General features: G+C 68.8%; 19 protein-coding genes. 12 read left to right on the top strand and 7 right to left on the bottom strand.

All coding sequences use genetic code 11. The features are described from left to right. Positions 1-4 precede the first annotated feature (4 nt). The 3 genes from thpR to AB6A69_RS14620 all read left to right on the top strand — a co-directional run bounded on the left by thpR (position 5) and on the right by AB6A69_RS14620 (position 2916). Positions 5-547, top strand: coding sequence for an RNA 2',3'-cyclic phosphodiesterase (gene thpR, locus AB6A69_RS14630; RefSeq protein WP_371061316.1), 543 nt, complete (start codon positions 5-7; stop codon positions 545-547). A gap of 177 nt (positions 548-724) precedes the next feature. Then, positions 725-2185 carry an amidohydrolase family protein gene (locus AB6A69_RS14625; RefSeq protein WP_371061315.1) on the top strand — a complete coding sequence of 487 codons (1461 nt, stop codon included), beginning with the start codon at positions 725-727 and terminating at the stop codon, positions 2183-2185. Beyond that, entirely contained in the window at positions 2185-2916 is a 732-nt protein-coding gene (locus AB6A69_RS14620; protein WP_371061314.1) for a hypothetical protein, read from the top strand. Before AB6A69_RS14625 ends, AB6A69_RS14620 begins: the two co-directional genes overlap by 1 nt. A 159-nt stretch (positions 2917-3075) precedes the next feature. On the opposite strand, the gene gyrB is transcribed toward AB6A69_RS14620, so the two are convergent. The 6 genes from gyrB to AB6A69_RS14590 all read right to left on the bottom strand — a co-directional run bounded on the left by gyrB (position 3076) and on the right by AB6A69_RS14590 (position 10437). Continuing rightward, positions 3076-5493, bottom strand: a complete 2418-nt coding sequence (gene gyrB, locus AB6A69_RS14615) for a DNA topoisomerase (ATP-hydrolyzing) subunit B (protein ID WP_371061313.1) — start codon at positions 5491-5493, stop codon at positions 3076-3078. A gap of 86 nt (positions 5494-5579) precedes the next feature. Next, positions 5580-6200, bottom strand: a complete 621-nt coding sequence (locus tag AB6A69_RS14610) for a LysE family translocator (RefSeq protein WP_371038078.1) — start codon at positions 6198-6200, stop codon at positions 5580-5582. 37 nt (positions 6201-6237) lie between these two features. After that, a complete protein-coding gene (gene recF / locus AB6A69_RS14605; RefSeq protein ID WP_371061312.1) occupies positions 6238-7341 on the bottom strand; it encodes a DNA replication/repair protein RecF in 1104 nt (367 codons plus the stop codon). Positions 7342-7440: 99 nt separating this feature from the next. Then, positions 7441-8097, bottom strand: coding sequence for a GntR family transcriptional regulator (locus AB6A69_RS14600; RefSeq protein ID WP_371055304.1), 657 nt, complete (start codon positions 8095-8097; stop codon positions 7441-7443). After that, on the bottom strand, positions 8094-9224 hold the full coding sequence (gene argE, locus AB6A69_RS14595) for an acetylornithine deacetylase (RefSeq protein ID WP_371061397.1): 1131 nt from the start codon (positions 9222-9224) through the stop codon (positions 8094-8096). The genes AB6A69_RS14600 and argE overlap by 4 nt, the downstream gene beginning before the upstream one ends. Next, entirely contained in the window at positions 9124-10437 is a 1314-nt protein-coding gene (locus AB6A69_RS14590) for a M24 family metallopeptidase (RefSeq protein WP_371061311.1), read from the bottom strand. Before AB6A69_RS14590 ends, argE begins: the two co-directional genes overlap by 101 nt. A gap of 186 nt (positions 10438-10623) precedes the next feature. On the opposite strand from AB6A69_RS14590, the gene AB6A69_RS14585 reads away from it, so the two are divergent. The 9 genes from AB6A69_RS14585 (at position 10624) to AB6A69_RS14545 (ending at position 20313) form a co-directional block, all read left to right on the top strand. Next, on the top strand, positions 10624-10905 hold the full coding sequence (locus tag AB6A69_RS14585; protein WP_371061310.1) for a hypothetical protein: 282 nt from the start codon (positions 10624-10626) through the stop codon (positions 10903-10905). After that, complete coding sequence (locus AB6A69_RS14580) at positions 10895-11125, top strand: hypothetical protein (protein WP_371038083.1); 231 nt, start codon at positions 10895-10897, stop codon at positions 11123-11125. The genes AB6A69_RS14585 and AB6A69_RS14580 overlap by 11 nt, the downstream gene beginning before the upstream one ends. Beyond that, on the top strand, positions 11125-11604 hold the full coding sequence (locus AB6A69_RS14575; protein WP_371061396.1) for an Lrp/AsnC family transcriptional regulator: 480 nt from the start codon (positions 11125-11127) through the stop codon (positions 11602-11604). The genes AB6A69_RS14580 and AB6A69_RS14575 overlap by 1 nt, the downstream gene beginning before the upstream one ends. A 107-nt stretch (positions 11605-11711) precedes the next feature. Continuing rightward, complete coding sequence (locus AB6A69_RS14570) at positions 11712-13196, top strand: NAD-dependent succinate-semialdehyde dehydrogenase (protein WP_371061309.1); 1485 nt, start codon at positions 11712-11714, stop codon at positions 13194-13196. Between the two features lie 156 nt (positions 13197-13352). Then, positions 13353-14723 carry an aspartate aminotransferase family protein gene (locus AB6A69_RS14565; protein WP_371061308.1) on the top strand — a complete coding sequence of 457 codons (1371 nt, stop codon included), beginning with the start codon at positions 13353-13355 and terminating at the stop codon, positions 14721-14723. A 154-nt stretch (positions 14724-14877) separates the two neighbouring features. After that, entirely contained in the window at positions 14878-16014 is a 1137-nt protein-coding gene (locus AB6A69_RS14560) for an ABC transporter ATP-binding protein (protein ID WP_371038086.1), read from the top strand. Positions 16015-16164: 150 nt separating this feature from the next. Then, complete coding sequence (locus tag AB6A69_RS14555) at positions 16165-17304, top strand: extracellular solute-binding protein (protein ID WP_371061307.1); 1140 nt, start codon at positions 16165-16167, stop codon at positions 17302-17304. A gap of 114 nt (positions 17305-17418) precedes the next feature. Next, positions 17419-19116 carry an ABC transporter permease gene (locus AB6A69_RS14550; protein WP_371061306.1) on the top strand — a complete coding sequence of 566 codons (1698 nt, stop codon included), beginning with the start codon at positions 17419-17421 and terminating at the stop codon, positions 19114-19116. 3 nt (positions 19117-19119) lie between these two features. Next, positions 19120-20313 (top strand): ABC transporter permease, encoded by a 1194-nt coding sequence (locus AB6A69_RS14545; protein ID WP_371038089.1) that lies wholly within the window; start codon positions 19120-19122, stop codon positions 20311-20313. A 298-nt stretch (positions 20314-20611) separates the two neighbouring features. On the opposite strand, the gene AB6A69_RS14540 is transcribed toward AB6A69_RS14545, so the two are convergent. Further along, positions 20612-21478 (bottom strand): branched-chain amino acid aminotransferase, encoded by an 867-nt coding sequence (locus tag AB6A69_RS14540; protein ID WP_371061305.1) that lies wholly within the window; start codon positions 21476-21478, stop codon positions 20612-20614. Between the last annotated feature and the right edge of the window lie 92 nt (positions 21479-21570).

Here is a 21570-nt window from a genome sequence, read left to right as displayed (position 1 = left end):
CGGCATGCGGCTCTTCCTGGCCCTCGACCTGCCGGAGCCCGCGCGCGACGCGCTGGAGGCGCTTCAGGCCGAGATGCCGGCCGGACGCCCGGTCGACCCCGAGACGATGCACCTGACCATGGTCTTTCTGGGCGATCTCGACGAGGAGACGGCCGAGGCCGCGCACACCGCGCTCGAGGGGCTGCGCCACCCGCCGGTCGAGGTGGTGCTTCGCGGGCTCGGCACGTTCGGCGCGCGGCGGCCGCAGGTGCTTTTCGCGGGCGTCCGGGACGCCCGGCCGCTCGCCGCGCTGCGGGCGAAACTTCTCGCGCGGCTGCGCGCGGCCGGTATCGCGCCCGAGCGCCGGCGCTTCCGGCCCCACGTCACCCTCGCCCGCTTTCCCGGGCGCCTGCCGGCCTTCGATCTGGACCGGCTGCGGGATTTCCTCGAAGCGCGCGCCGATGTGGCGTTCGCGCCGTTCACCGCCGAGGAGGTGCTGCTTTTCCGTTCGCATCTGCGACCCGGCGGGGCGGAGCACGAGGCGCTGGCAGCCTACCCGCTGGCGTAAGGCGTGACCTGCTCCCCTTGAAATCCGCCCGGGCGTGGCGCCTCCCGCTTTCGCATGCTTTTCCCGCGCCCCGAGTTTCCGTTTTCCTTCGTTTTGCGCGGCAAGTCGTGTAGAGTTTCTGCAAGTATTGCGTGTCGCGCCCTGATACGCGGAAACGATGACGGGAGATCAGGTTTCGTGTGTCTTTCCTGCGTTCAGGCAGATCCCGCGACGGGCGGGGCCGCGATCGATTGTTGCCTTTGCGGCGCGCCCACCACCCAGGCCGCATTCGCCCGGATCGAGGCCGATCTCAAGCGGCGTGAACTGATCGGCGGCGCTGCGGCGGTGCTGGGCATGTTCGCGGGGTTCGGGCTTCAGCCGTCCGAGGCGCGCGCCCAGACACCGGGGCGGCCGCTCCTGCTGACCAATCTTCGCTATTTCGACGGCACCACCTTCTCCATGCAGGAGGGGCGCGACATCCTGATCGAAGGCGGCCGCATCTCGGCGCTTCCGCCGGCGGGCGAGGGGCCCGAGGACGCCCAGCGCGTCGATTGCGGCGGGCGCGCCGTGATCCCCGGCCTGATCGACGCGCACTGGCACTCCACCCTTGTCGCCGTCACCCAGACGCAGGCGATGGCCGCCGATATCGGCTTCGTGCACCTCATGGCGGGGCGCGAGGCGGGGGCGACGCTGATGCGCGGCTTCACCACGGTACGCGACACCGGCGGACCGGCCTTCGGGCTGAAGCTCGCCATCGACCGTGGGGCACTGCCCGGCCCCCGCATCTTTCCCTCCGGGGCGATGATCTCGCAGACCTCGGGCCACGGTGATTTCCGGTTCCTGAACGAGTTGCCCCGCGCCGACGGCGACCTGTCCTATGCCGAGCACATGGGGGTCGCGGCCATCGCCGACGGGCGCGCAGAGGTGCTGCGCCGCGCCCGCGAGCAGCTGATGAAGGGCGCGAGCCAGATCAAGATCATGGCGGGCGGCGGCGTCTCCTCGCTCTACGATCCGCTGGAATCGCTCCAGTTCCTCGAGGAGGAGATGGAGGCCGCCGTGCGCGCCGCCGCCGACTGGGGCACCTATGTCTGCGCCCATGTCTACACCTCCGAGGGCATCCAGCGGGCGCTGCGCGCGGGCGTGAAATCGATCGAGCACGGGCAGCTGGCCGATACTGCGACGATCCGCATGATGCGCGAAGAGGGCGCGTGGTGGTCGATCCAGCCCTTCCTGGCCGACGAGGACGCGAATCCGAAATCCGATCCGCGCCAGCAGGCCAAGCAGATCGAGGTTGCCGAGGGGACGGTCCGCGCCTTCGAGGAGGGCCGCGCAGAGGGCGTGCAGATGGCCTTCGGCACCGACATCCTGATGAACCCGGCCGGAACCGCCAGCCATGGTCGCCAGCTCGGCAAGCTCACGCGCTTCATGCCCCCGCTCGAGGCGCTTCACCTCGCAACCGGCGCGGCGGGCGAGCTGCTCGCGCTCTCGGGCGCGCGCGCGCCCTATGACGGGCGTCTGGGGGTGATCGCGGAGGGCGCGCCGGCCGATCTTCTGGTCGTGGACGGCGACCCCGAGGCGGGGCTCGACTGGCTCGACACGCCGGAGACGAGCCTGCCGCTCATCATGAAGGGCGGCGCGATCGTGAAGGACCGGCTGTGATGCTGGGTCGGGTCAAGGCGGCCCTCGCCCTTCTCGCCATCGGGGCAGCCCCGGCTGCGGCGCAGGACTGGAACGTGCAGATCACGCCCTATGCCTGGGGCACCGGGGTGGGCGGTGACGTGAGGCCCGTGCCCGGCGGGCCGACGCTCTCGTTCGATCAGGGCCTGTCGGAGGTGCTCGAGGATCTCGACGCCGCGTTCTTCCTCACGGGATACATGCGCAGCGGCCGGTTCGTGTTCCTGGGCGACTACTCCCGCTCTGTCAGTTCGCGCTCCGGCCGGGTGCCGGTGCTGGGCCTGCCCGCGCGCGGCGAGGTCGAGCAGAGCTCCATCACGCTCGCGGCCGGCTACCGGGCCTATAGCGGGCCCGAGCTGACCCTCGATGTGCTGGCCGGCATCCGCCACTGGTCGATCGAGGCGGAGGCGACGACCCCGGTCGTCCCGGGCCTCTCGGCGGGCGTGGACATCGACTTCACCGATCCGATCCTCGCATTGCGCACCAACATCCCGCTGTCCGAGCGCTGGTCGCTTATCGCCTATGGCGATCTGGGCGGCTTCGGGGCAGGGTCCGAATGGACGGGACAGGTCGTCGCCACCGTGAACTGGAAAGCGAACGACTCGCTTTACCTGTCCGCAGGCTACCGCCACCTGTTCGTCGATTACGACGATGGCGGCCCGGCGGTCGATGTCTCCTTCTCGGGGCCGCTTCTGGGCCTGACCTACAGGTTCTGAAGCGCGCCTCGGGCCGGCCTCGTCGGCAGAAACGGCGGGGCCACGGACCTGCCGCCGGGTGCAGCGAAAGCCCGAGACCGCCAGCGTGAACGCCCCCGGAACGATCCCCATCGGGGCCCGCCCGGCGGCACCCGACGCGCAGCCCGGACGCCCCCTCGCTTAGAAATCCAGGTTCTCGACGCTCAGCGCGTTTTTCTGGATGAATTCCCGGCGCGGCTCGACCACGTCGCCCATCAGCTTGGTGAAGAGGTCGTCCGTCTCGGCCACATCGTCCACCTGGACCTGCAGCAGCGTGCGCGCCTCCGGATCCAGCGTCGTTTCCCAGAGCTGGTTCGGGTTCATCTCACCGAGGCCCTTGTAGCGCTGAAGCGTCAGGCCCTTCTCGCCCTCCTCGAGGATCGCCTTCAGCAAGTCTAGCGGGCCGTAGATGTCGGTGCCGCGCTCCTTGCGCATCAGCCGGGCGGGACCGCGATAGACCTCCTGCAACGGCTGCGTCATGCGGCCGAGCTTGCGCGCCTCGCCCGAGCGCAGCGCCTGCCCGTCGAGCGTGCGCGCCTCCTCGACGCCGCGCACGATCCGCGACAGCCGGATGCCGCGGTCCTGCGTGGGCCGCCCCTGCCAGCCGCGCTCGTATTCCGGGGCGATGAGGTCGAGCCGCTCCGCCACGCGCTCGGCCACGCCGTGCAGATCGATGTCGGCCTGCCCCTCGAGGAAGGCGCCGGCGATGGCGGCCTGCTCGAGGATGTGCCTGGGGTAATGGGTCGGGAAGGCGTCCAGGATCCGGCGGACCTGTCGGGCCTCCTCGACCACCCGGACAAGGTCGGGGCCGGCGATCTCTTCCCCGTCGGCGAGCCGGAGCATGGCGCCATCGGTGCCCTGGTCGATCAGGTAGTCGTTGAGCGCGCTCTCGTCCTTCAGGTAGACCTCGGACTTGCCGCGCGCGACCTTGTAGAGCGGCGGCTGCGCGATATAGAGGTGCCCGTGTTCGACCAGCTCGGGCATCTGCCGGTAGAAGAAGGTCAGCAGCAGCGTGCGGATGTGGGCGCCGTCCACGTCTGCGTCCGTCATGATGACGATCTTGTGGTACCGCAGCTTCGACAGGTCGAACTCGTCGCGCCCGATCCCGGTGCCCAGCGCCATGACGAGGTTGCCGATCTCCTGGCTGGAGAGCATCCGGTCGAAGCGCGCGCGCTCCACGTTGAGGATCTTGCCGCGCAGCGGCAGCACGGCCTGCGTGCGCCGGTCGCGGCCGGACTGCGCCGATCCGCCGGCGCTGTCGCCTTCGACGAGGAACAGCTCGGTCTTGGAAGGATCCTTCTCGGAGCAGTCCTTGAGCTTGCCGGCGAGGTAGTTCACGTCCATCGCCGTCTTGCGCCGGGTGAGTTCGCGGGCCTTGCGCGCCGCCTCGCGGGCGAGCGCGGCCTCGACGATCTTGCCGACGATGGTCCGCGCCTCGTTCGGGTGCTCCTCGAACCACTCGTTGAGCCGCTCGTTCATCATGCCCTCGACCGCCGGGCGCACCTCGGAACTGACCAGCTTGTCCTTGGTCTGGGACGAGAATTTCGGGTCCGGCACCTTGACCGAAAGCACGCAGGTCAGCCCCTCGCGCGCGTCGTCGCCGGTGAAGCTCACCTTCTCGCGCTTGGCGATGCCGCTGTCGGCGGCGTATTTCTGCAGCGTCCGCGTCAGCGCGCCGCGAAAGCCGGCCATGTGGCTGCCGCCGTCGCGCTGGGGGATGTTGTTGGTGAAGGGCAGCACCGTCTCGTGGTAGCTGTCGTTCCACCACATCGCGATCTCGACGCCGATGCCGTCTCGCTCGCCGGTCATGTAGATCGGCTCCTCGATCAGCGGATGCTTGGAGCGGTCGAGGTAGCGCACGAACTCGCGCACCCCGCCCTCGTAGAACAATTCGCTGCGCAGCGCCTCCGCGGGGCGTTCGTCCTCGAGGATGATGCGCACGCCCGAATTCAGGAAGGCCAGTTCGCGCAGGCGCTTTTCCAGCGTCTCGAAGGAGTAGTCGAGATTCGAGAAGGTCTCGAGCGAGGCGAGAAAGCGCACCTCGGTGCCGGTGCGGTCCCCGGCGTCGCCCACCTCGTGCAGATGCACCACCGTGTCGCCCCTCTCGAAGCGGGCGTGATACGCCTTTCCGCCGCGCCAGATCCTCAACTCCAGCCAGTCGGAAAGCGCGTTCACGACCGAAACGCCGACGCCGTGCAGGCCGCCCGAGACCTTGTAGGAGTTCTGGTCGAACTTCCCGCCCGCGTGAAGCTGGGTCATGATGACCTCGGCCGCGCTGACCCCTTCGCCGGCATGGATGTCGACGGGGATCCCGCGCCCGTTGTCGGCGACCGAAACGGAGCTGTCGGCGTGGATCTTGACGTGCACATGGTCGGCATGGCCCGCGAGGGCCTCGTCGATGCCGTTGTCGACGACCTCGTAGACCATGTGGTGCAGCCCCGAGCCGTCATCGGTGTCACCGATATACATGCCGGGCCGCTTCCGCACGGCATCCAGACCCTTGAGAACCTTGATGGATTCCGCGCCGTATTCCTGCGGCGCCCCAGCGTTTGCGGCCATGCCTGCGAACCTCTTGTTTTGCCCGCGGGTTATAGGCCCTCCGGGCCGGAATGTCACGCGCATGACACGGTTTTCGGCGGATGCGCTCAGGCGAAGGGAATCGCGACGCCGACCGCCACCAGAAGCCCGCCTGCCACCAGGTTCGTGCGCCGCAGCGCGCCGGGGGAGGTGAGCCGTTGCTTCACCCGGTCGACGAGGAGCGCGAAGCCGAGGTTGCAGACGAACGGCACCGCCATGGAGATGAAGACGATCGCCGCGATGTCGGGCGCGCGCACCGCCGCCAGGTCGAAGAAGCCCGGGAGCATGCCCATGTAGAACAGGATCGCCTTGGGGTTGCCGAGAATGGCCGCCAGCCCGGCGAGGAAGCCCGCCCACATCCCGGGCCGGACCAGGCGGCTGTCGGCGCCGATCGTGCGGTCCGCGTTGCGCAGCACCGTGACGCCCAGCCAGACGAAGACGGCTGCGGCGACCCAGCGCAGCACCGTCATCGCGGCGCCGTAGGTGGACACGACCCAGGCGAGGCCGAGCAGCGCGAGGAGCGACCAGAGCGCGTCGCCGATCACCACGCCCGCCGCGAGCGGCCACGCGGCCTGCACGCCGCCCGCGAGCGTGCGCGCGGTCAGCGCCATCCAGACCGGCCCCGGCGTCATGAAGAGCACGAAGACGGCGGCGGTGTATAGGGTGAGCTCGGCGGCGGTGACGGTCATCTTGCGGACTCCGGTGACCGGGCGAGCCTACGTCGCTTCAGTGCGCGCGCAAGCGGCTTTCTCCGGCCGCGTCCGTCACCTCGATCCGTTGCGCCCGCTCCCCCAGCGCGGTGAAGAGTTCGGGGCCGGTCCCGGTCATCCACGCCTGCGCGCCAAGGGCGCAGAGCTCGTCGTAAAGCGCGGCGCGCCGGTCCGCGTCCAGATGCGCGGCGACCTCGTCCAGCAGAAGGATCGGCGGCGCGCCCAGCTCGTCCGCGAGCGCACGGGCATTGGCGAGGATGAGCGAGATGAGCAGCGCCTTCTGCTCGCCGGTGGAGCAGTCCTGCGCCGGCATGGATTTCGGGGCGTAGACCGCGGCGAGATCCGCGCGGTGCGGGCCGGCAAGCGTGCGCCCGGCCTGAAGGTCCCGCCCGCGGCCGCGGGCGAGCGCCTCGGCGAGCGCGGTCTCGTCCTCCGGCATGTCTTCCTCGCCGTAGGCCACCGACAGCTCGGCCGCCGGAAAGGCGGTCCGGGCGTCCGCCTGCGCCGCCATCACCCGGTCGATCGCGGCGCGCCGCCCGGCGGCGATCGCGGCGCCCGACCTCGCCATCTGCGCCTCCAGCGCGGCATACCACCTCGCGTCGCGCACCTGCTCCTTCAACAGGCGGTTGCGCTCGCGCATCGCCTTCTCGTAGCCCAGCGCGGCGTCGGCATGTTCGGGAAAGAAGCTGAGCGCCACCCGGTCGAGAAAGCGCCGCCGGCCCTCCGCCCCCTCGATCCACAGCCGGTCCATCGAGGGCACCAGCCAGAGCACCCGCGCGAGCCGACCCAGCGCGACCTGCGGCGCGGGCTTGCCTTCGATGCGCAGCTCGCGGGGACCGCCGGCCTCGCAGCGCATCTCGATCCCGTGGCCCATGCCGAAGCTCTCGAGCCGGCCCTCGACCTTCCAGCCCAGCGCCTCGGGCTTGCGCGCCATGTCCGCCGCGGCGGCCCGCCTGAGCCCGCGCCCCGGCGAGAAGAGCGAGACCGCCTCGAGAAGGTTGGTCTTGCCCGCGCCGTTCGGCCCGAAGATCGCGACGGGCCGCGCGTCCGCCTCGACCACCGCGCGGCGGTGCGAGCGGAAATGCGACAGGGCGAGATGGGTGAGATGGAGGCCGGGCACGCCCAGTCCTTCTGTTGTCTAAGCCGCTGCGCCCGACGGCGCGCCCCTCGTATGATAGGGGCAGGGACAGGCGCGCAACCCCCGCCGGGCGCGGTTCACTCAGAAGCGGCTGAGTCGCGCGAAGCTCATCGACAGATGCGCCCGGCGCAGCAGCGCCGCGGCCTGAAGGTCGCCGGCGCGGAGCGCCTCCGCCGTCCCGGACATCTCAGCGCGGAAATGCGCGATCTCGGCGGCGAGGTCCATGCGCGGGATCGCCTGCAGCCAGATCCGCGCGGTGCGGTAGTAAAGCCGCTCGGAAACTTCGCGCAGCGGCTCGTTCCGCGTCAGGGCGAGGCCGAAGCCGAAGAAGGCCATGTTGAGCCGCGCGAAGCCGCGCGGGTCGGGCGCGGCGGCGAGACGGTCGCCGTCGGCGACGAGCGTATCGAGAGCGTCGAGCGTGGCCTGCGTCACCGGCGCGGGGTCGAGCATGCCGACGAGTTGCGCGAGTTCCAGCCGCAGCGCGTAGGTCTGGCCCATCTCCGAGATGTCGACGTCCGTCACCAGCGTGCCCACGCCGTGGACCGCGCGCACCAGCCCCTCGTCCTCCAGCCGTGCCAGCGCCCGGCGGAGCGGCGTGCGCGAGGTGCCGTGCTCTGCGGCCAGCGCCTCTTCCGAGAGCTTCGCGCCGGGCGGGTAGTCGAGAAGGCAGATGCGCTCGCGCAGTTCGGCATGCAGGCGGGCGAGGCGTGCGGCGGCGTCGGAAACCGCCTCGTTCATGCCGCCAGGCGCCCGCCCAGCCGGTCCAGCATGTCGAGGCAGGCGGAAAGCTGGTCGAGGCTCACGTATTCGTCGGGCTTGTGCGCCTGCTCGATGCTGCCCGGCCCGCAGACCACGGCGGCGAGACCCAGCTTCTGGAAGAGGCCGGCCTCGGTGCCGAAGGACACGACCTCGGCGCCGTTCGCGCCGGTGAGTTCGGCGACGAGCCGTCGCGCCGCGTTCTCGGTCATGGGCTCGAGCCCCTCCACCTCGCCGATGGTCTGGGTGGAGATGTCGGCGCCGGGCCAGACCGACCGCATCGCCGGAAGAAGCTCCTCCTCGACATAGGCGGCCATGGTCCGTTTCACGAAGGCCTGGTCGGCCGCGCTGACGGGGCGCGTCTCCCATTCGACATGGGCGTGCGCCGCGATCACGTTGTGCGCCACGCCGCCCTCGATCCGGCCCACGTTCACGGTGCTCCAGGGCGGATCGAAGGGGCTGCCCTCGGGCGCGCGCGCCACGAGGTCGCGGCGCAGCTGCAGCAGCCGCCCGACATAGGCCGCAGCGTATTCCGCGGCGTTGACGCCCCGTTCGGGTTGCGATCCGTGCCCGGCGCAGCCCCGGAAATGGGTCGTGTACTCGCAGCAGCCCTTGTGCCCTTCCACGATCCGCATGGAGGTGGGTTCGCCGATGATCGCTGTCGCGGGGCGGACCTCGCGCCGCGCCAGCTCCTCGACGAGGGCCCGGGCGCCGATGCAGCCCACCTCCTCGTCGTAGGTGAAGGCGAAATGCACCGGCCGGGTCAGGGCGGCGGCGTCCAGCCCCTCCGCCGCCGCGAGCGTGGCGGCGATGAACCCCTTCATGTCGCAGGCGCCGCGACCGTAGAGCCGGCCCTCGCGCTCCACCATCTCGAACGGGTCCGAGCTCCAGTCCTCGGCCACGGCCGGCACTACGTCGGAATGGCCAGAAAGCACCACGCCGCCCTCGCGATCCGGCCCGAGCGTGGCGAAGAGATTGGCCTTGTGCCCGGTCTCGTCGTGGAAGAGGTCAGTTCTGGCGCCGAGGTGGCTCAGCCTGTTCGCCAGGTAGACCATCATCTCCAGGTTCGAGTCCGACGAAACCGTCGGGAAGGCGATCAGGTCGGCCAATGTCTGCCGGGCGCGGGATAGCTTGTTCATGCTCTTTCACGAACATCTTTCTGGGTCGGTTGCAAAGGGTCTCGGCCGGGCCGTCCTCGCGGATCGTGATGGATTCGGTGATTTCCATCCCCCAGTCGCGCATCCAGAGACCCGGCATGAAGTGGAAGGTCATGCCCGGCATCAGCACCGTCTGGTCTTCGGGGCGCAGCGACACCGTCCGCTCGCCCCAGTCCGGCGGGTAGCTCAGACCGATGGCGTAGCCGCAGCGCGCGCCGCGCTCGATGCCCGCCCGCTCCAGCGGCAGTGCGAGCGCGTTGGCCACGTCGCAGGCGCGGTTGCCCGCGCGCGCGGCGTCGAGCCCGTCCTCGAGCCCTTCGATCAGCGCGGCCTCGGCGTGACGGATCTCGTCGGGCGGCGTTCCCAGGAAGATCGTCCGGCAGAGCGGCGCATGGTAGCGCCGGTAGCAGCCCGAGACCTCGAAGAAGGTGGCCTCGCCGCCGGCGAACGGGCGCCCGTTCCAGGTCAGGTGGGGCGCGGCGGCGTCGGAGCCCGACGGCAGCAGCGGCACGATGGCCGGGTAGTCGCCCCAGTGGCCGTCCGCGCCGCGGATCGCGTCGCCATAGGCCTCCGCCACGATCTCGTTCTTGGGCACGCCGGCGCTCACGCGTTCCACTAGGCCGTCGATGATGCGCTCGGAGATGCGCGCGGCGCGGCGCATGAAGACCAGTTCCTCTTCCGACTTCACCGCGCGCTGCCAGTTCACGAGCGCGGTGGCGTCCTCGATCGTGGCGCGGGGCAGGGCTTCGGTCAGCGCGTGGTGCGCCTTTGCGGTATAGTAGTAATTCTCCATCTCGACGCCGATCCGGGCCTCGCCCTGCCCGAGTTCGGCGAGCTTCGCGGCAAGGTCCTGCATCGGGTGACGTTCGATCGACTGGACGTAGTTGTCGGCGTAATCGAGGACATGCGCGTCCTCCATCCAGACGGTGCGCAGCGCGCCCTGCGCGTCCTGCCGGCGGCCCCACCAGAAGGGGTCGGCGTCCTTGAGCACGATCACGCCCTGGTGCACGTAGAAGGACCAGCCGTCATAGCCCGTGAGCCATGCCATGTTGGACGGGTCGGTGACGAAGAGTGCGTCGAGACCCGAGGCCTCCATCGCGATGCGCGTCCGGTTGAGCCGACGTTCGTATTCGGCGGCGCTGAAGGGAATGTCCTTGCGAATCACTGGCGCACCTCCTGGATCGAAGCAACTGTGCAATCCTGCGGCAGTTGTGCACAACAGGTCAGGTCAAAGAGCGACATGCAGCATGCCGCTTTCAGGATATTCATTGAATGTCTTAAGTTTGTGCGGCCGCGCCCCGGGCAGAGACGAATTGTTGTGCACAACTGAAACGATCCTGGGGGAGAGATCATGATCGAGCCCTGCGATATCCCCGCCGCCGCACGCCGGATCCGGCGCGTTGCGGACGCCACGCCACCGGTGCCGCTCCGCCGGCAGGACCGCATGGTGGCAGAATGTGCCGGCGTGATCGGGATCGCGGCGGTGCTAGCGGGAAACTGCCCGCGCTTGCCGTCCCGTCGCGACCCTCCTGGCCGGCCGCAACCCGACATGGCCTTGTTAATATGCGTCGTCACCGGGCAGGATATCGTCCTTGGCGATACCGTCGTGAAAGGACGACCCCATGCCGCATGACAGTCACATCACGACGGAGGCCGGGCCGCGCGCGCCGGTGCAGCTCGTGCCGGCGGTCTTTCTCGACAACGGATGCCTGACCGGCCTCCAAGCGCCGGGCCGGCGCACGGAGGAGGAGATCCCCCGCGCCGACCTCACCGGCACGGGCGCGCAGGATGCGGCGATCGTCGTCCACGCCGCCCGGGCGATCGGGACGGCGGGCCCGGGCGCGCGGGCATGATCCGGCTGGACGCGCGCGATATCGAGATCCTGCGCACGCTCGTGGCGGAGGGGCGGATCACCAAGGCCGAGCTCGCCGAGAAGGTGGGACTCTCGCCGACCCCCGCCTGGGAGCGGATGAAGAAGCTGGAGCGCGCGGGCGTGATCGAGGGCTACGGGGCGCGCGTCGCGGCCCGGGCGCTCGGCCCGCATGTCACCGTCTTCGTGGCCGTGGAGCTCTCGCACCACACCGCTGCGAGCTTCCAGACCTTCGAGCGCGCGGTGCAGGGCTACGAGGAGGTGTCCGCCGTCTGGGCGCTCGGCGGCGGCTTCGATTACCTCATGCAGGTGGTCGCGCGCGACATCGACGCCTACCAGCGCCTCATCGACGGGATGCTGGCGGCGCGGATCGGCATGGCGCGCTATTACACCTACATCGTGACGAAGCCGGTGAAGGGGCCGCCCGCGCCGCCGCTCTGGCTTCTCGGGCAGACCGATTGATCCCGCCCGGCGGGTGCGGGCAGACGGATCTTCTGCCAGGGCGGCGCATTTCAGACCCCACCCCCGCCGTCGTGGCGCCATGATGGCGGGGAAAGGAGGGCCCGCCCATGTCCCTGCATCAGCACCTCGCCGCCTCGCCGCTCGACGGTCTCGCCGACCCGCGCCTCGCGCGGAGCTTTTCCTACGTGAATGGAAAGTGGGTCGGCGGCGACCGCGCGGCCATCGCCGTGACCGACCCCGCGACGGGGGCGCGGCTGGGCGAAGTGGTCAGCCTGGACGCGGCGCAGTCGCGGGCCGCCGTTGACGCCGCCGCGGCGGCGTTTCCGCACTGGTCGGTCGCGCTGCCGCAAGAGCGCGCGGCGGTGTTGCGGCGCTGGTACGAGCTGATGATCGCGCATCGCGAGGACCTCGCCCGGATCATGGTCATGGAGCAGGGCAAGCCGCTCTCGGAAGCCCGCGGCGAGATCGACTATGCCGCGAGCTTCGTGGAGTTCTACGCCGAGGAGACACGCCGGCCCAACATCGAGGGCGTCACCAGCCACCTCCCCGACGCCGAGGTGGAGCTCTGGCGCGAGCCGGTGGGCGTCGCCGCGCTGGTCACACCGTGGAACTTCCCTTCCGCGATGCTGACGCGCAAGGCCGCCGCCGCGCTGGCCGCCGGATGCACCGTCGTGGCGCATCCCTCCGCCGAGACGCCCTTCTCGGCGCTGGCGCTTGCCGAGCTCGCCGACCGGGCGGGGATGCCCGCGGGCGTCTTCAACGTGGTGACGGGCGAGGCGCCGGTCGTCGTCGGCCCCTGGACGGAGGACGCGCGGGTGCGGGCGCTCTCCTTCACCGGCTCGACGGAGGTGGGGCGGCTCCTTTACCGCCAGTGCGCGGACACGGTGAAGCGGCTGGTCCTGGAACTGGGCGGCCATGCGCCGGTTCTCGTCTTCGCCGACGCCGATCTCGACAAGGCCGTGGCGGAGACGATGAAGGCCAAGTTCGCGACCTCGGGTCAGGACTGCCTCGCCGCGAACCGGATCTACGTGGAGCGCCCCGTCTACGAGGCGTTCTGTTCGCGGCTCGCGGCCGCGACCGAGGCGCTGGGCGTCGGGCCGGGGATGGAGGATCCCGACATCGGGCCGCTGACCAACGCGGCGGCGCTCGCCAAGCAGGAGGCGCATGTCGCCGACGCGGTGGCGCGTGGCGCGCGGGTGCTCGCCGGCGGCGGGCGCCGGGCGGATCTGGGCGATCTCTTCTTCGCGCCGACGATCCTGGCGGATGTCCCGGACGCGGCGACGATCATGGCCGAGGAAACCTTCGGGCCGGTCGCGGCGGTCGCGCCCTTCGACACCGAGGACGAGGTGGTGGCGCGCGCGAACGCGACCGAATACGGTCTCGTCGCCTACCTTCACAGCCAGGACCCGCGCCGCATCTACCGTATCACGCGGGCGCTGCAGTTCGGCATGGTGGCGGTGAACCGGACCAAGGTGACCGGCGCGCCCATCCCCTTCGGCGGCATGAAGCAGTCCGGGATCGGACGCGAAGGGGCCCGGCAGGGGATGGAGGCCTTCACCGAGATCAAGTACGTCTGCCGCGACTGGGGGTGAGGCGCAAGACGCTTCGAAGCGTCTTGCCAAGGGGTTTCGAAACCCCTTGGCCCCTTCGACCGGGCGTCGCGGCCGAATGGCCGGCGCGCCGCGGCGGACGGGGTCCGACAGGAAAGGGCAGCGGGGGTGCGACCCCGCGCAAGCAAGAGGACGAAGATGCTGAAGAACGACATGCTCGACCAGTGGGACCGGGAGAATTTCTTCCATCCCTCCACCCATCTCGCGCAATTCGCGCGGGGTGAGGCGCCGAACCGCGTCATCCGGACCGGCGAAGGCAGCCATATCGTGGACCGCGAGGGCAATCGCCTGCTCGACGCCTTCGCCGGGCTCTACTGCGTGAATGTCGGCTACGGCCGGACCGAGATCGCCGACGCCATCGCCGAGCAGGCGCGCGAACTGGCCTACTACCACGCCTATGTCGGGCACGGCACGGAAGTCTCGATCCGTCTTGCCAAGATGGTTCTCGACCGTGCGCCCGCCAACATGAGCAAGGTCTATTTCGGTCTCTCGGGATCGGACGCCAACGAGACCAACGTGAAGCTCGTCTGGTACTACAACAACGTGCGGGGCCGTCCTGAGAAGAAGAAGATCATCTCGCGCTGGCGCGGCTATCACGGTTCTGGGCTGATGACCGGCTCGCTCACCGGGCTGGAGCTTTTCCACAAGGCCTTCGACCTGCCGCTCGTGCAGGTGCTGCACACCGAGGCGCCTTACTACTACCGCCGTGCGGACCCGGCGATGAGCGAGGCGGATTTCGTGGCGCACTGCGCGGCCGAACTCGAGGCGCTGATCGAGCGCGAGGGCGCCGACACGATCGCCGCCTTCTGGGCCGAGCCCGTGCTGGGCACGGGCGGCATCGTGCCCCCGCCGGCAGGCTACTGGGAGGCGATCCAGCCGATCCTCGAGAAGCACGACATCCTGCTCGTGGCCGACGAGGTGGTCACCGGCTTCGGCCGGCTCGGGACGATGTTCGGGTCCGAGCATTACGGGCTGCGGCCGGATCTCATCACCATCGCCAAGGGGCTGACCTCGGCCTACGCGCCGCTGTCGGGGTCCATCGTGTCCGAGCGCGTGTGGAAGGTGCTCGAGGAGGGGACCGACGCGATGGGGCCCATCGGGCACGGCTGGACCTATTCGGCGCACCCGGTGGGCGCGGCGGCGGGCGTGGCCAACCTCGAACTCATCGACAAGCTCGATCTCGTCAGCGCCGCGGGCGAGACCGGCGCCCATTTGAACGCCGCGCTGCGCGACGCGCTGGCTGCGCACCCGCATGTCGGGGAGGTGCGCGGCGAGGGGATGCTGGCCGCGGTGGAATTCGTCGAGGACCGCGACGCGCGGCGTTTCTTCGACCCCGCCCGGAAGGTCGGTCCGACCGTCGCGGCCGCGCTTCTGAAGCATGGCGTGATCGCCCGGGCGATGCCGCAGGGCGACATCCTGGGCTTCGCACCGCCCTTCTGCCTGAGCCGCGCGGAGGCCGAAGAGATCGCCGCCAAGACCGCGAGGGCGGTGGCCGACGTTCTCGGTTGACCCGCCGCCGCCCGGGCCATGGCAGTCCGATCGACTGCCATGGCCTGAAAATTAAGCCGATCGGGCCTGAAAATCGGGGTTGGCTTGGGAAACCGCTAGGCTATGCTTGCAACAGCGGCGGCGTCGCGGTTTTAATCGTCGCCGACAAAGCAGGATGCAAAACCTGCGAAACAACAACGGGGAGCCAGACTTGGCCGAGTCGCAGAACGACGAAGCGTTCGTCGCATTCGAGCGCGTGCAGAAGAGCTATGACGGCGAAACGCTCGTCGTCAAAGACCTGAACCTCAGCATGCCAAAGGGCGAGTTCCTGACCATGCTGGGGCCCTCGGGATCCGGCAAGACGACGTGTCTGATGATGCTGGCGGGCTTCGAGACCGCCACGCATGGAGAGATCAAGCTGGACGGCGTATCCATCAACAACATCCCGCCGCACAAGCGCGGCATCGGCATGGTGTTCCAGAACTACGCGCTGTTCCCCCACATGACCGTGGCGGAGAACCTGGCCTTCCCGCTGGAGGTGCGCGGGATCGGCAAGTCCGACCGGGAGGCGAAGGTCCGCCGCGCCCTCGACATGGTGCAGATGGGCGACTTCGGCGGCCGCCGCCCCGCGCAGCTTTCGGGCGGGCAGCAGCAGCGGATCGCGCTCGCCCGCGCGCTCGTCTTCGAGCCGGAGCTGGTGCTCATGGACGAGCCGCTCGGCGCGCTCGACAAGCAGCTGCGCGAACACATGCAGTTCGAGATTACCAACCTCGCCCACGATCTCGGGATCACCACGGTCTACGTCACCCACGACCAGACCGAGGCGCTGACGATGTCGGACCGGGTCGCGGTCTTCAACGACGGCAAGATCCAGCAGCTCGCACCGCCCGACGAGCTTTACGAAAGCCCGGAAAACAGCTTCGTCGCGCAGTTCATCGGCGAGAACAACACGCTTCTCGGCACGATCAAGGAGTTGCGCCAGGGCTACGCGCTCGTGGAGCTCGACGATGGCGAGGTGATCGACGCGAAGCCGGTCAACGTGGCCAAGCCGGGCGAACGCACCCTCGTTTCGATTCGCCCCGAGCGGGTGGAGATCGACAAGAACCGCCTGAAGCCGGACGCGCACACGCTTCCCGCGGAAGTGCTGGAGTTCATCTACATGGGCGACATCTTCCGCACGCGGCTGAGAGTCGCCGGCAAGGACGACTTCATCATCAAGACGCGCAACGCGCCGGACCAGCGAAGGATGAAGCCGGGCGAGAAGATCGAGATCGGTTGGCTGCCAGAGGACTGCCGTGCGCTCGACGCGTGATCCGCAGAACCGCTTTTCCGAAACACGCGCCGCAACGGCGCGGCAACATCGTCGCGGCCCGATGGGCTCGCCGACGCACCGAGGGCCAGGCCGTCCCGCCCGTGACGCCGGCCCCGTCAACGCAAGACGGGCGTTACAAGGGAGTATCCAATGAAACTCGCGAAGACATTTCTGGCCACGACGGCGCTGACCGTCGCCGCCGGCGGTCTTGCCGCACAGGACATGGAAAGCCCGGTCGCGGGTGAGCCGATGGCCGACAGCATGACGCTCGTCTCCTGGGGCGGCGCGTATCAGAACTCGCAGCAGAAGGCCTACGTCGAGCCCTATCTCGAGATGAACCCCGGCGTCTCCGCGACCTGGGACGAAAGCTCGAACGAGGCCGTCGCCAAGCTGCGCGCCATGGACGAGGCCGGCAACATCACCTGGGATCTCGTGGACGTGGTGGCCTCCGACGCCATCCGCCTCTGCGACGAGGGCCTCGCGATGGAAGTCGATCACGACGACATCCTCCAGCCCGCGCCGGACGGCACCGATGCCTCCGACGATTTCGGCGACCTGATCGTGTCGGACTGCTTCATCCCGCAGATCGTCTATTCGACGACCTTCGGCTACCGCACCGACATGGTGCCGGAAGGCGTCGATGCGCCGAGCAGCGTCTGCGATGTCTGGGACACCGAGACCTACCCGGGCAAGCGCAGCCTCGAGCGCCGTCCGATCAACAACATGGAATGGGCGCTCTACTGCGACGGCGTGGCCAAGGACGAGATCTACGACGTTCTCGCCACCCCGGAGGGCCAGGATCGCGCGCTCGCCAAGCTCGGCGAGATCAAGGACGACGTGATCTGGTGGTCGGCCGGCGCCGACACGCCGCAGCTTCTGGCCGACGGCGAGATCTTCATGGGCTCGACCTACAACGGCCGCCTCTTCTCGGTCATCGAGGAGCAGGACCAGCCCGTGGGCATGATGTGGGACATGCAGGTGTTCGACCTGGATGGCTGGATCATCCCCGAAGGTCTGGAAGATGAAGAGCTGAACCGCGTCATGGATTTCCTGTGGTTCGCCACGGATACCCAGCGTCTCGCGGATCAGGCGAAGTACATTTCCTACGGCCCGGCACGCGAGTCCTCGGCGCCGCTCGTCTCGACACATGCCGACCTCGGCATCGAGATGGCACCGCACATGCCGACGGATCCGGACAACGCGTCGAACACCCTGCTCTACAACTACGAGTTCTGGGCGGACTTCCGCGACGACATCGACGCGAAGTTCCAGTCGTGGCTCGCGCAGTAAGCGCCGTACGACCGTGACACCGCGAGGGAGCGCAACCGCGCTCCTTCGCTTCCGGGCACCGGACCAAACCGGCCGGTGCCCGGTTTCCCCAGGGCGCAGGGCACAGGGCGACACATGACCGACGTGACGGACACCACAACGGGCAAGCGCGCACCGACACCGGACGACGCGCTTCGAATCGCCTCGAGCGACGATTCGGGGCCGGTGCTTGCCGCCGATGGCACGCCGCTCAAGAAAAGCCTGCAACGCGCGCTGCGCGCACAGAAGCTCAGGGCGCTCGCGCTGATCGCGCCGCTGCTGATCTTCGTGCTCATCACCTTCATCGCGCCGATCGTGGACATGCTGTTCCGGTCGGTCGAGAACCAGATCGTGTCCGAGACGCTGCCGCGCACCACCGCGGAGCTCCAGGACTGGCCGGCCGACAGCGGCGAGCTGCCGCCCGAAAGCACGTTCGAGGCGCTTTACGCCGACCTCTTCCTCGCCGCCGAGCGCAAGGAGCACACCCGGCTCGGCAGCCGGCTCAACTACGAAAGCACCGGCATGTCGTCGCTGTTCCGGCGGTCGGGACGAGGGGTGGACGACCTTGGCGAGCTCTATCAGGACCAGTTCGAGGATCTGAACGAAGCCTGGGACGAGGCGCCGACCTGGATCGACATCATGGCGGATCCCGGCTGGGTGGAGCGCGACGCCGGCGTCGATTACGACGAAGAGAGCCCGCCGCACTTCGAGCTGCGCGAGGGCATCGCGGAGGTGCTGCCCCGCACCGCCGAGGCGTACCGCCTCTATGCGGAGTTCATGCAGGCCGAGGAGGAAGAGAGCCCCGCCGAGGACGAACCGTGGAGCTACGTCTACACGCAGCTCTACGAGGATCTTACGGGCGGCGCCGACCTCGCCGCCTATGACGGGCCGCACGCCGACCTCCTGCGCGCCGCGGCCGAGGCCGCGCCCGGGTTCGAGACGATGACCTACCGCGAGGCGATGATCGAAACCCATGAGGGGTGGGGCACGATCGAGCCCTGGCGGACGATCCAGACCTACTCTCCGCCCTACACGACGGGGTATTTCCTGAACGCGGTGGACATGCAGAAGAGCCCCGACGGCCCCGAGCTTCGTCCCGAGAACGAGCGGATCTACGGGCTGCTCTTCCAGCGCACGATGTTCATGAGCCTGATGATCACCTTCTCGTGCATCCTGCTCGGCTACCCGGTGGCGTGGATCCTGGCCAACCTGCCGATGCGGCAGGCCAACCTGCTTCTCATTCTGGTGCTTCTTCCCTTCTGGACGTCGCTGCTGGTCCGAACCTCGGCCTGGAAGGTGATGCTTCAGCAGCAGGGCGTTATCAACGACACGCTGGTCTGGCTGGGCCTCGTGGCCGACGAGTCGCGTCTCATCATGATCAACAACCAGTTCGGCACCATCGTGGCGATGACCCACATCCTGTTGCCCTTCATGATCCTGCCGATGTACTCGGTGATGCAGACGATCCCGCCCAGCTACCTGCGCGCCGCCAAATCGCTCGGCGCGACGGACTGGACCGCATTCTGGCGGGTCTACTTTCCGCAGACCGTGCCGGGGATCGGGGCGGGGTCCATCCTCGTCTTCATCCTGGCCATCGGCTACTACATCACGCCAGAGATCGTCGGCGGCACCACCGGCACGTTCATCTCGAACCGGATCGCCTATCACATCTCCAGTTCGCTCAACTGGGGCCTCGCGGCCGCGCTGGGCTCGATCCTGCTGGTCGTGGTTCTGGTGCTCTACTGGGCCTACGACAAGATCGTGGGCATCGACAACGTGAAGCTTGGGGGCTGACAGATGTCCGACGGGGTCGTCATCACCGAAACGAAGACGCTGCCATTCTCGTTCACGCTGCCCGTCGTGGCCGCCGCGGGGGCGTTCTTCGGGATCTTCGTGGGCACGGCGCAGGGCTCCACGCTTCTGGGCATCGTCGTCGGCGCGGCGGTCTGCGCGGCGCTGGCCTACGCGGCCCTCGCGGTTGCCGGGGTCGAGCGGGAACGCAGCCTCAGGTGGGGGCTGATCGCGCTCTTCGGCGTGGCCGGCTTCGCGGTCGGTGCCATACCCGGCGCCATCGTCGGTGCGCTTTTCGGGTGGTTCATCGGCTGGTTCATCTACTGGATCGGCCGCGGCCGCTACCGCATGTTCCTGCCACCCTACCTGACCGCGGGACAGGTGCTCTGGTACTACACCTTCCGCGTGATCTGCGGCGCGGTCTTCGTTTTCCTGATCACGCCGATCCTCGTCGTGATGCCGCTGAGCTTCAACGCCGAGAACTTCTTCACCTTCACGCCCGAGATGCTGGCCTTCGATCCCGAGGGTTACAGCCTCAAGCACTACCGCGACTTCTTCACCTCGTCGGACTGGCAGCAAGCGCTGCGCAACTCGCTTCTGATCGCGCCCGTCGCCACGCTGCTCGCGGTGAGCTTCGGCACGCTGGCGGCGATCGGCCTTTCCTCCGAGCATGTGCCGTTCCGCCAGGCGATCATGGCGATCCTGATCTCGCCGATGATCGTGCCGCTGATCATCTCGGCGGCAGGGATGTACTTCTTCTACTCGCGGGTCGGCTTGCAGGGCACCTATCTGGGCGTGGTTCTGGCCCATGCCGCGCTCGGCATTCCCTTCGTGATCATCACCGTGACGGCGACGCTCGTGGGCTTCGACCGCTCGCTGACGCGGGCCGCGGCCAATCTCGGGGCGGACCCGGTGACGACCTTCCGGCGCGTGCAGATGCCGCTCATCCTGCCGGGCGTGATCTCCGGCGGGCTCTTCGCCTTCATCACCAGCTTCGACGAGGTGGTGGTGGTGATCTTCGTCGGGTCCGCGAACCAGCAGACGCTGCCCTGGCAGATGTTCACGGGCCTGCGCGAGCAGATTTCGCCCACGATCCTCGCGGTGGCGACGATCCTCGTCTGCATCTCGATCGCGCTTCTGACGACGGTGGAAGTGCTGAGGCGCCGGTCGGAGAAGCTGCGCGGGATGTCGCCGGGCTGACGTCGCGCCGGCCGGCCCGGCGCGGCCCGCAAACCGCGCGCATGCTCCCTAGGCCCGGGCGCGGAGACGGCCGGTCCGTCGACCGGCCGCCGTACCCGAACTGCGCCGCGGCGCAAGGCCACTCTTTACCCGACACCCGTATCGCATGCGCTGCGGATACACGCTGCACCCTGTCCGGAAATCCTGACCAAATGATGAGCGTGGCGGGTTGTTTTCGCGCAAGTGTCGGGCGGAGCGCCGGGGTCGCGCGGGTGCGCCGTGGCGAAGGCCCGCCCATGTCCGGACGGGCCGCCGAGCCCTAGCTGCGGACCAGCGCCTCGTAGGCTTCGGCGATCTCGCGCGTCAGCGCACCCACCTCGAAACCATAGTCGCCGATCTGGCCCACGGGCGTGACCTCGGCCGCCGTGCCCGTCAGCCAGCATTGCTGGAAGCTCTCGAGTTCCGCCGGCTCGATATGCCGTTCGTGCACGGGCACCTGCCGGTCCTTCAGCATCCTGATCACGGTCTGCCGGGTGATCCCGTTCAGAAAGCAGTCGGGAAGCGGCGTGTGCACCTCGCCATCCTTGACGAAGAAGATGTTGGCGCCGGTCGCCTCGGCCACGTAGCCGCGATAGTCGAACATCATCGCGTCGGCGCAGCCCTTCGCCTCGGCCGCGTGCTTCGACATGGTGCAGATCATGTAAAGGCCCGCCGCCTTGGCGTGGGACGGAATCGTCTCGGGGCTGGGCCGCTTCCACTTGGAAATGTCCAGTTTCGCGCCCTTCATCTTCGAGTCGCTGTAATACGCCCCCCATTCCCACGCCGCCACGGCCAGGCGCACCGGGTTGCGCGCGGAACTGACCCCCATGTCCTCGCCCGCGCCGCGCCAGGCCACCGCGCGGACGTAGGCGTCTGACAACCCGTTCGCCTCCATCACGGCGGACTTGGCCGCCTCGATCTCGTCCGCGGTCCAGGGCAGCGGCATGTCGATCGCCGCGCCCGACGCGATCAGCCGTTCGGAATGCTTGCGGCTTTCGAAAATCCGGCCGCCATAGGCGCGCTCGCCCTCGAAGACGGAGCTTGCATAATGCAGCGCGTGGCTGAGGACATGAACTTTCGCGTCGCGCCAGTCCACGAGCGTCCCGTCCATCCAGATCTTGCCGTCGCGATCGTCGTAGCCTGCCATGTCGGATCCTTTCCCAGACGAGCCTTCACGAATGTTGCGCCGGATATGTCCGCAGCGGACACAAAATTGCGCAAAAATCGGGAATCGCTACC

It is taken from the genome of Rhodosalinus sp. 5P4 (genome assembly GCF_041365695.1).
Taxonomy (GTDB): domain Bacteria; phylum Pseudomonadota; class Alphaproteobacteria; order Rhodobacterales; family Rhodobacteraceae; genus Rhodosalinus.
This window is presented reverse-complemented; position numbering and strand designations above follow the sequence as displayed.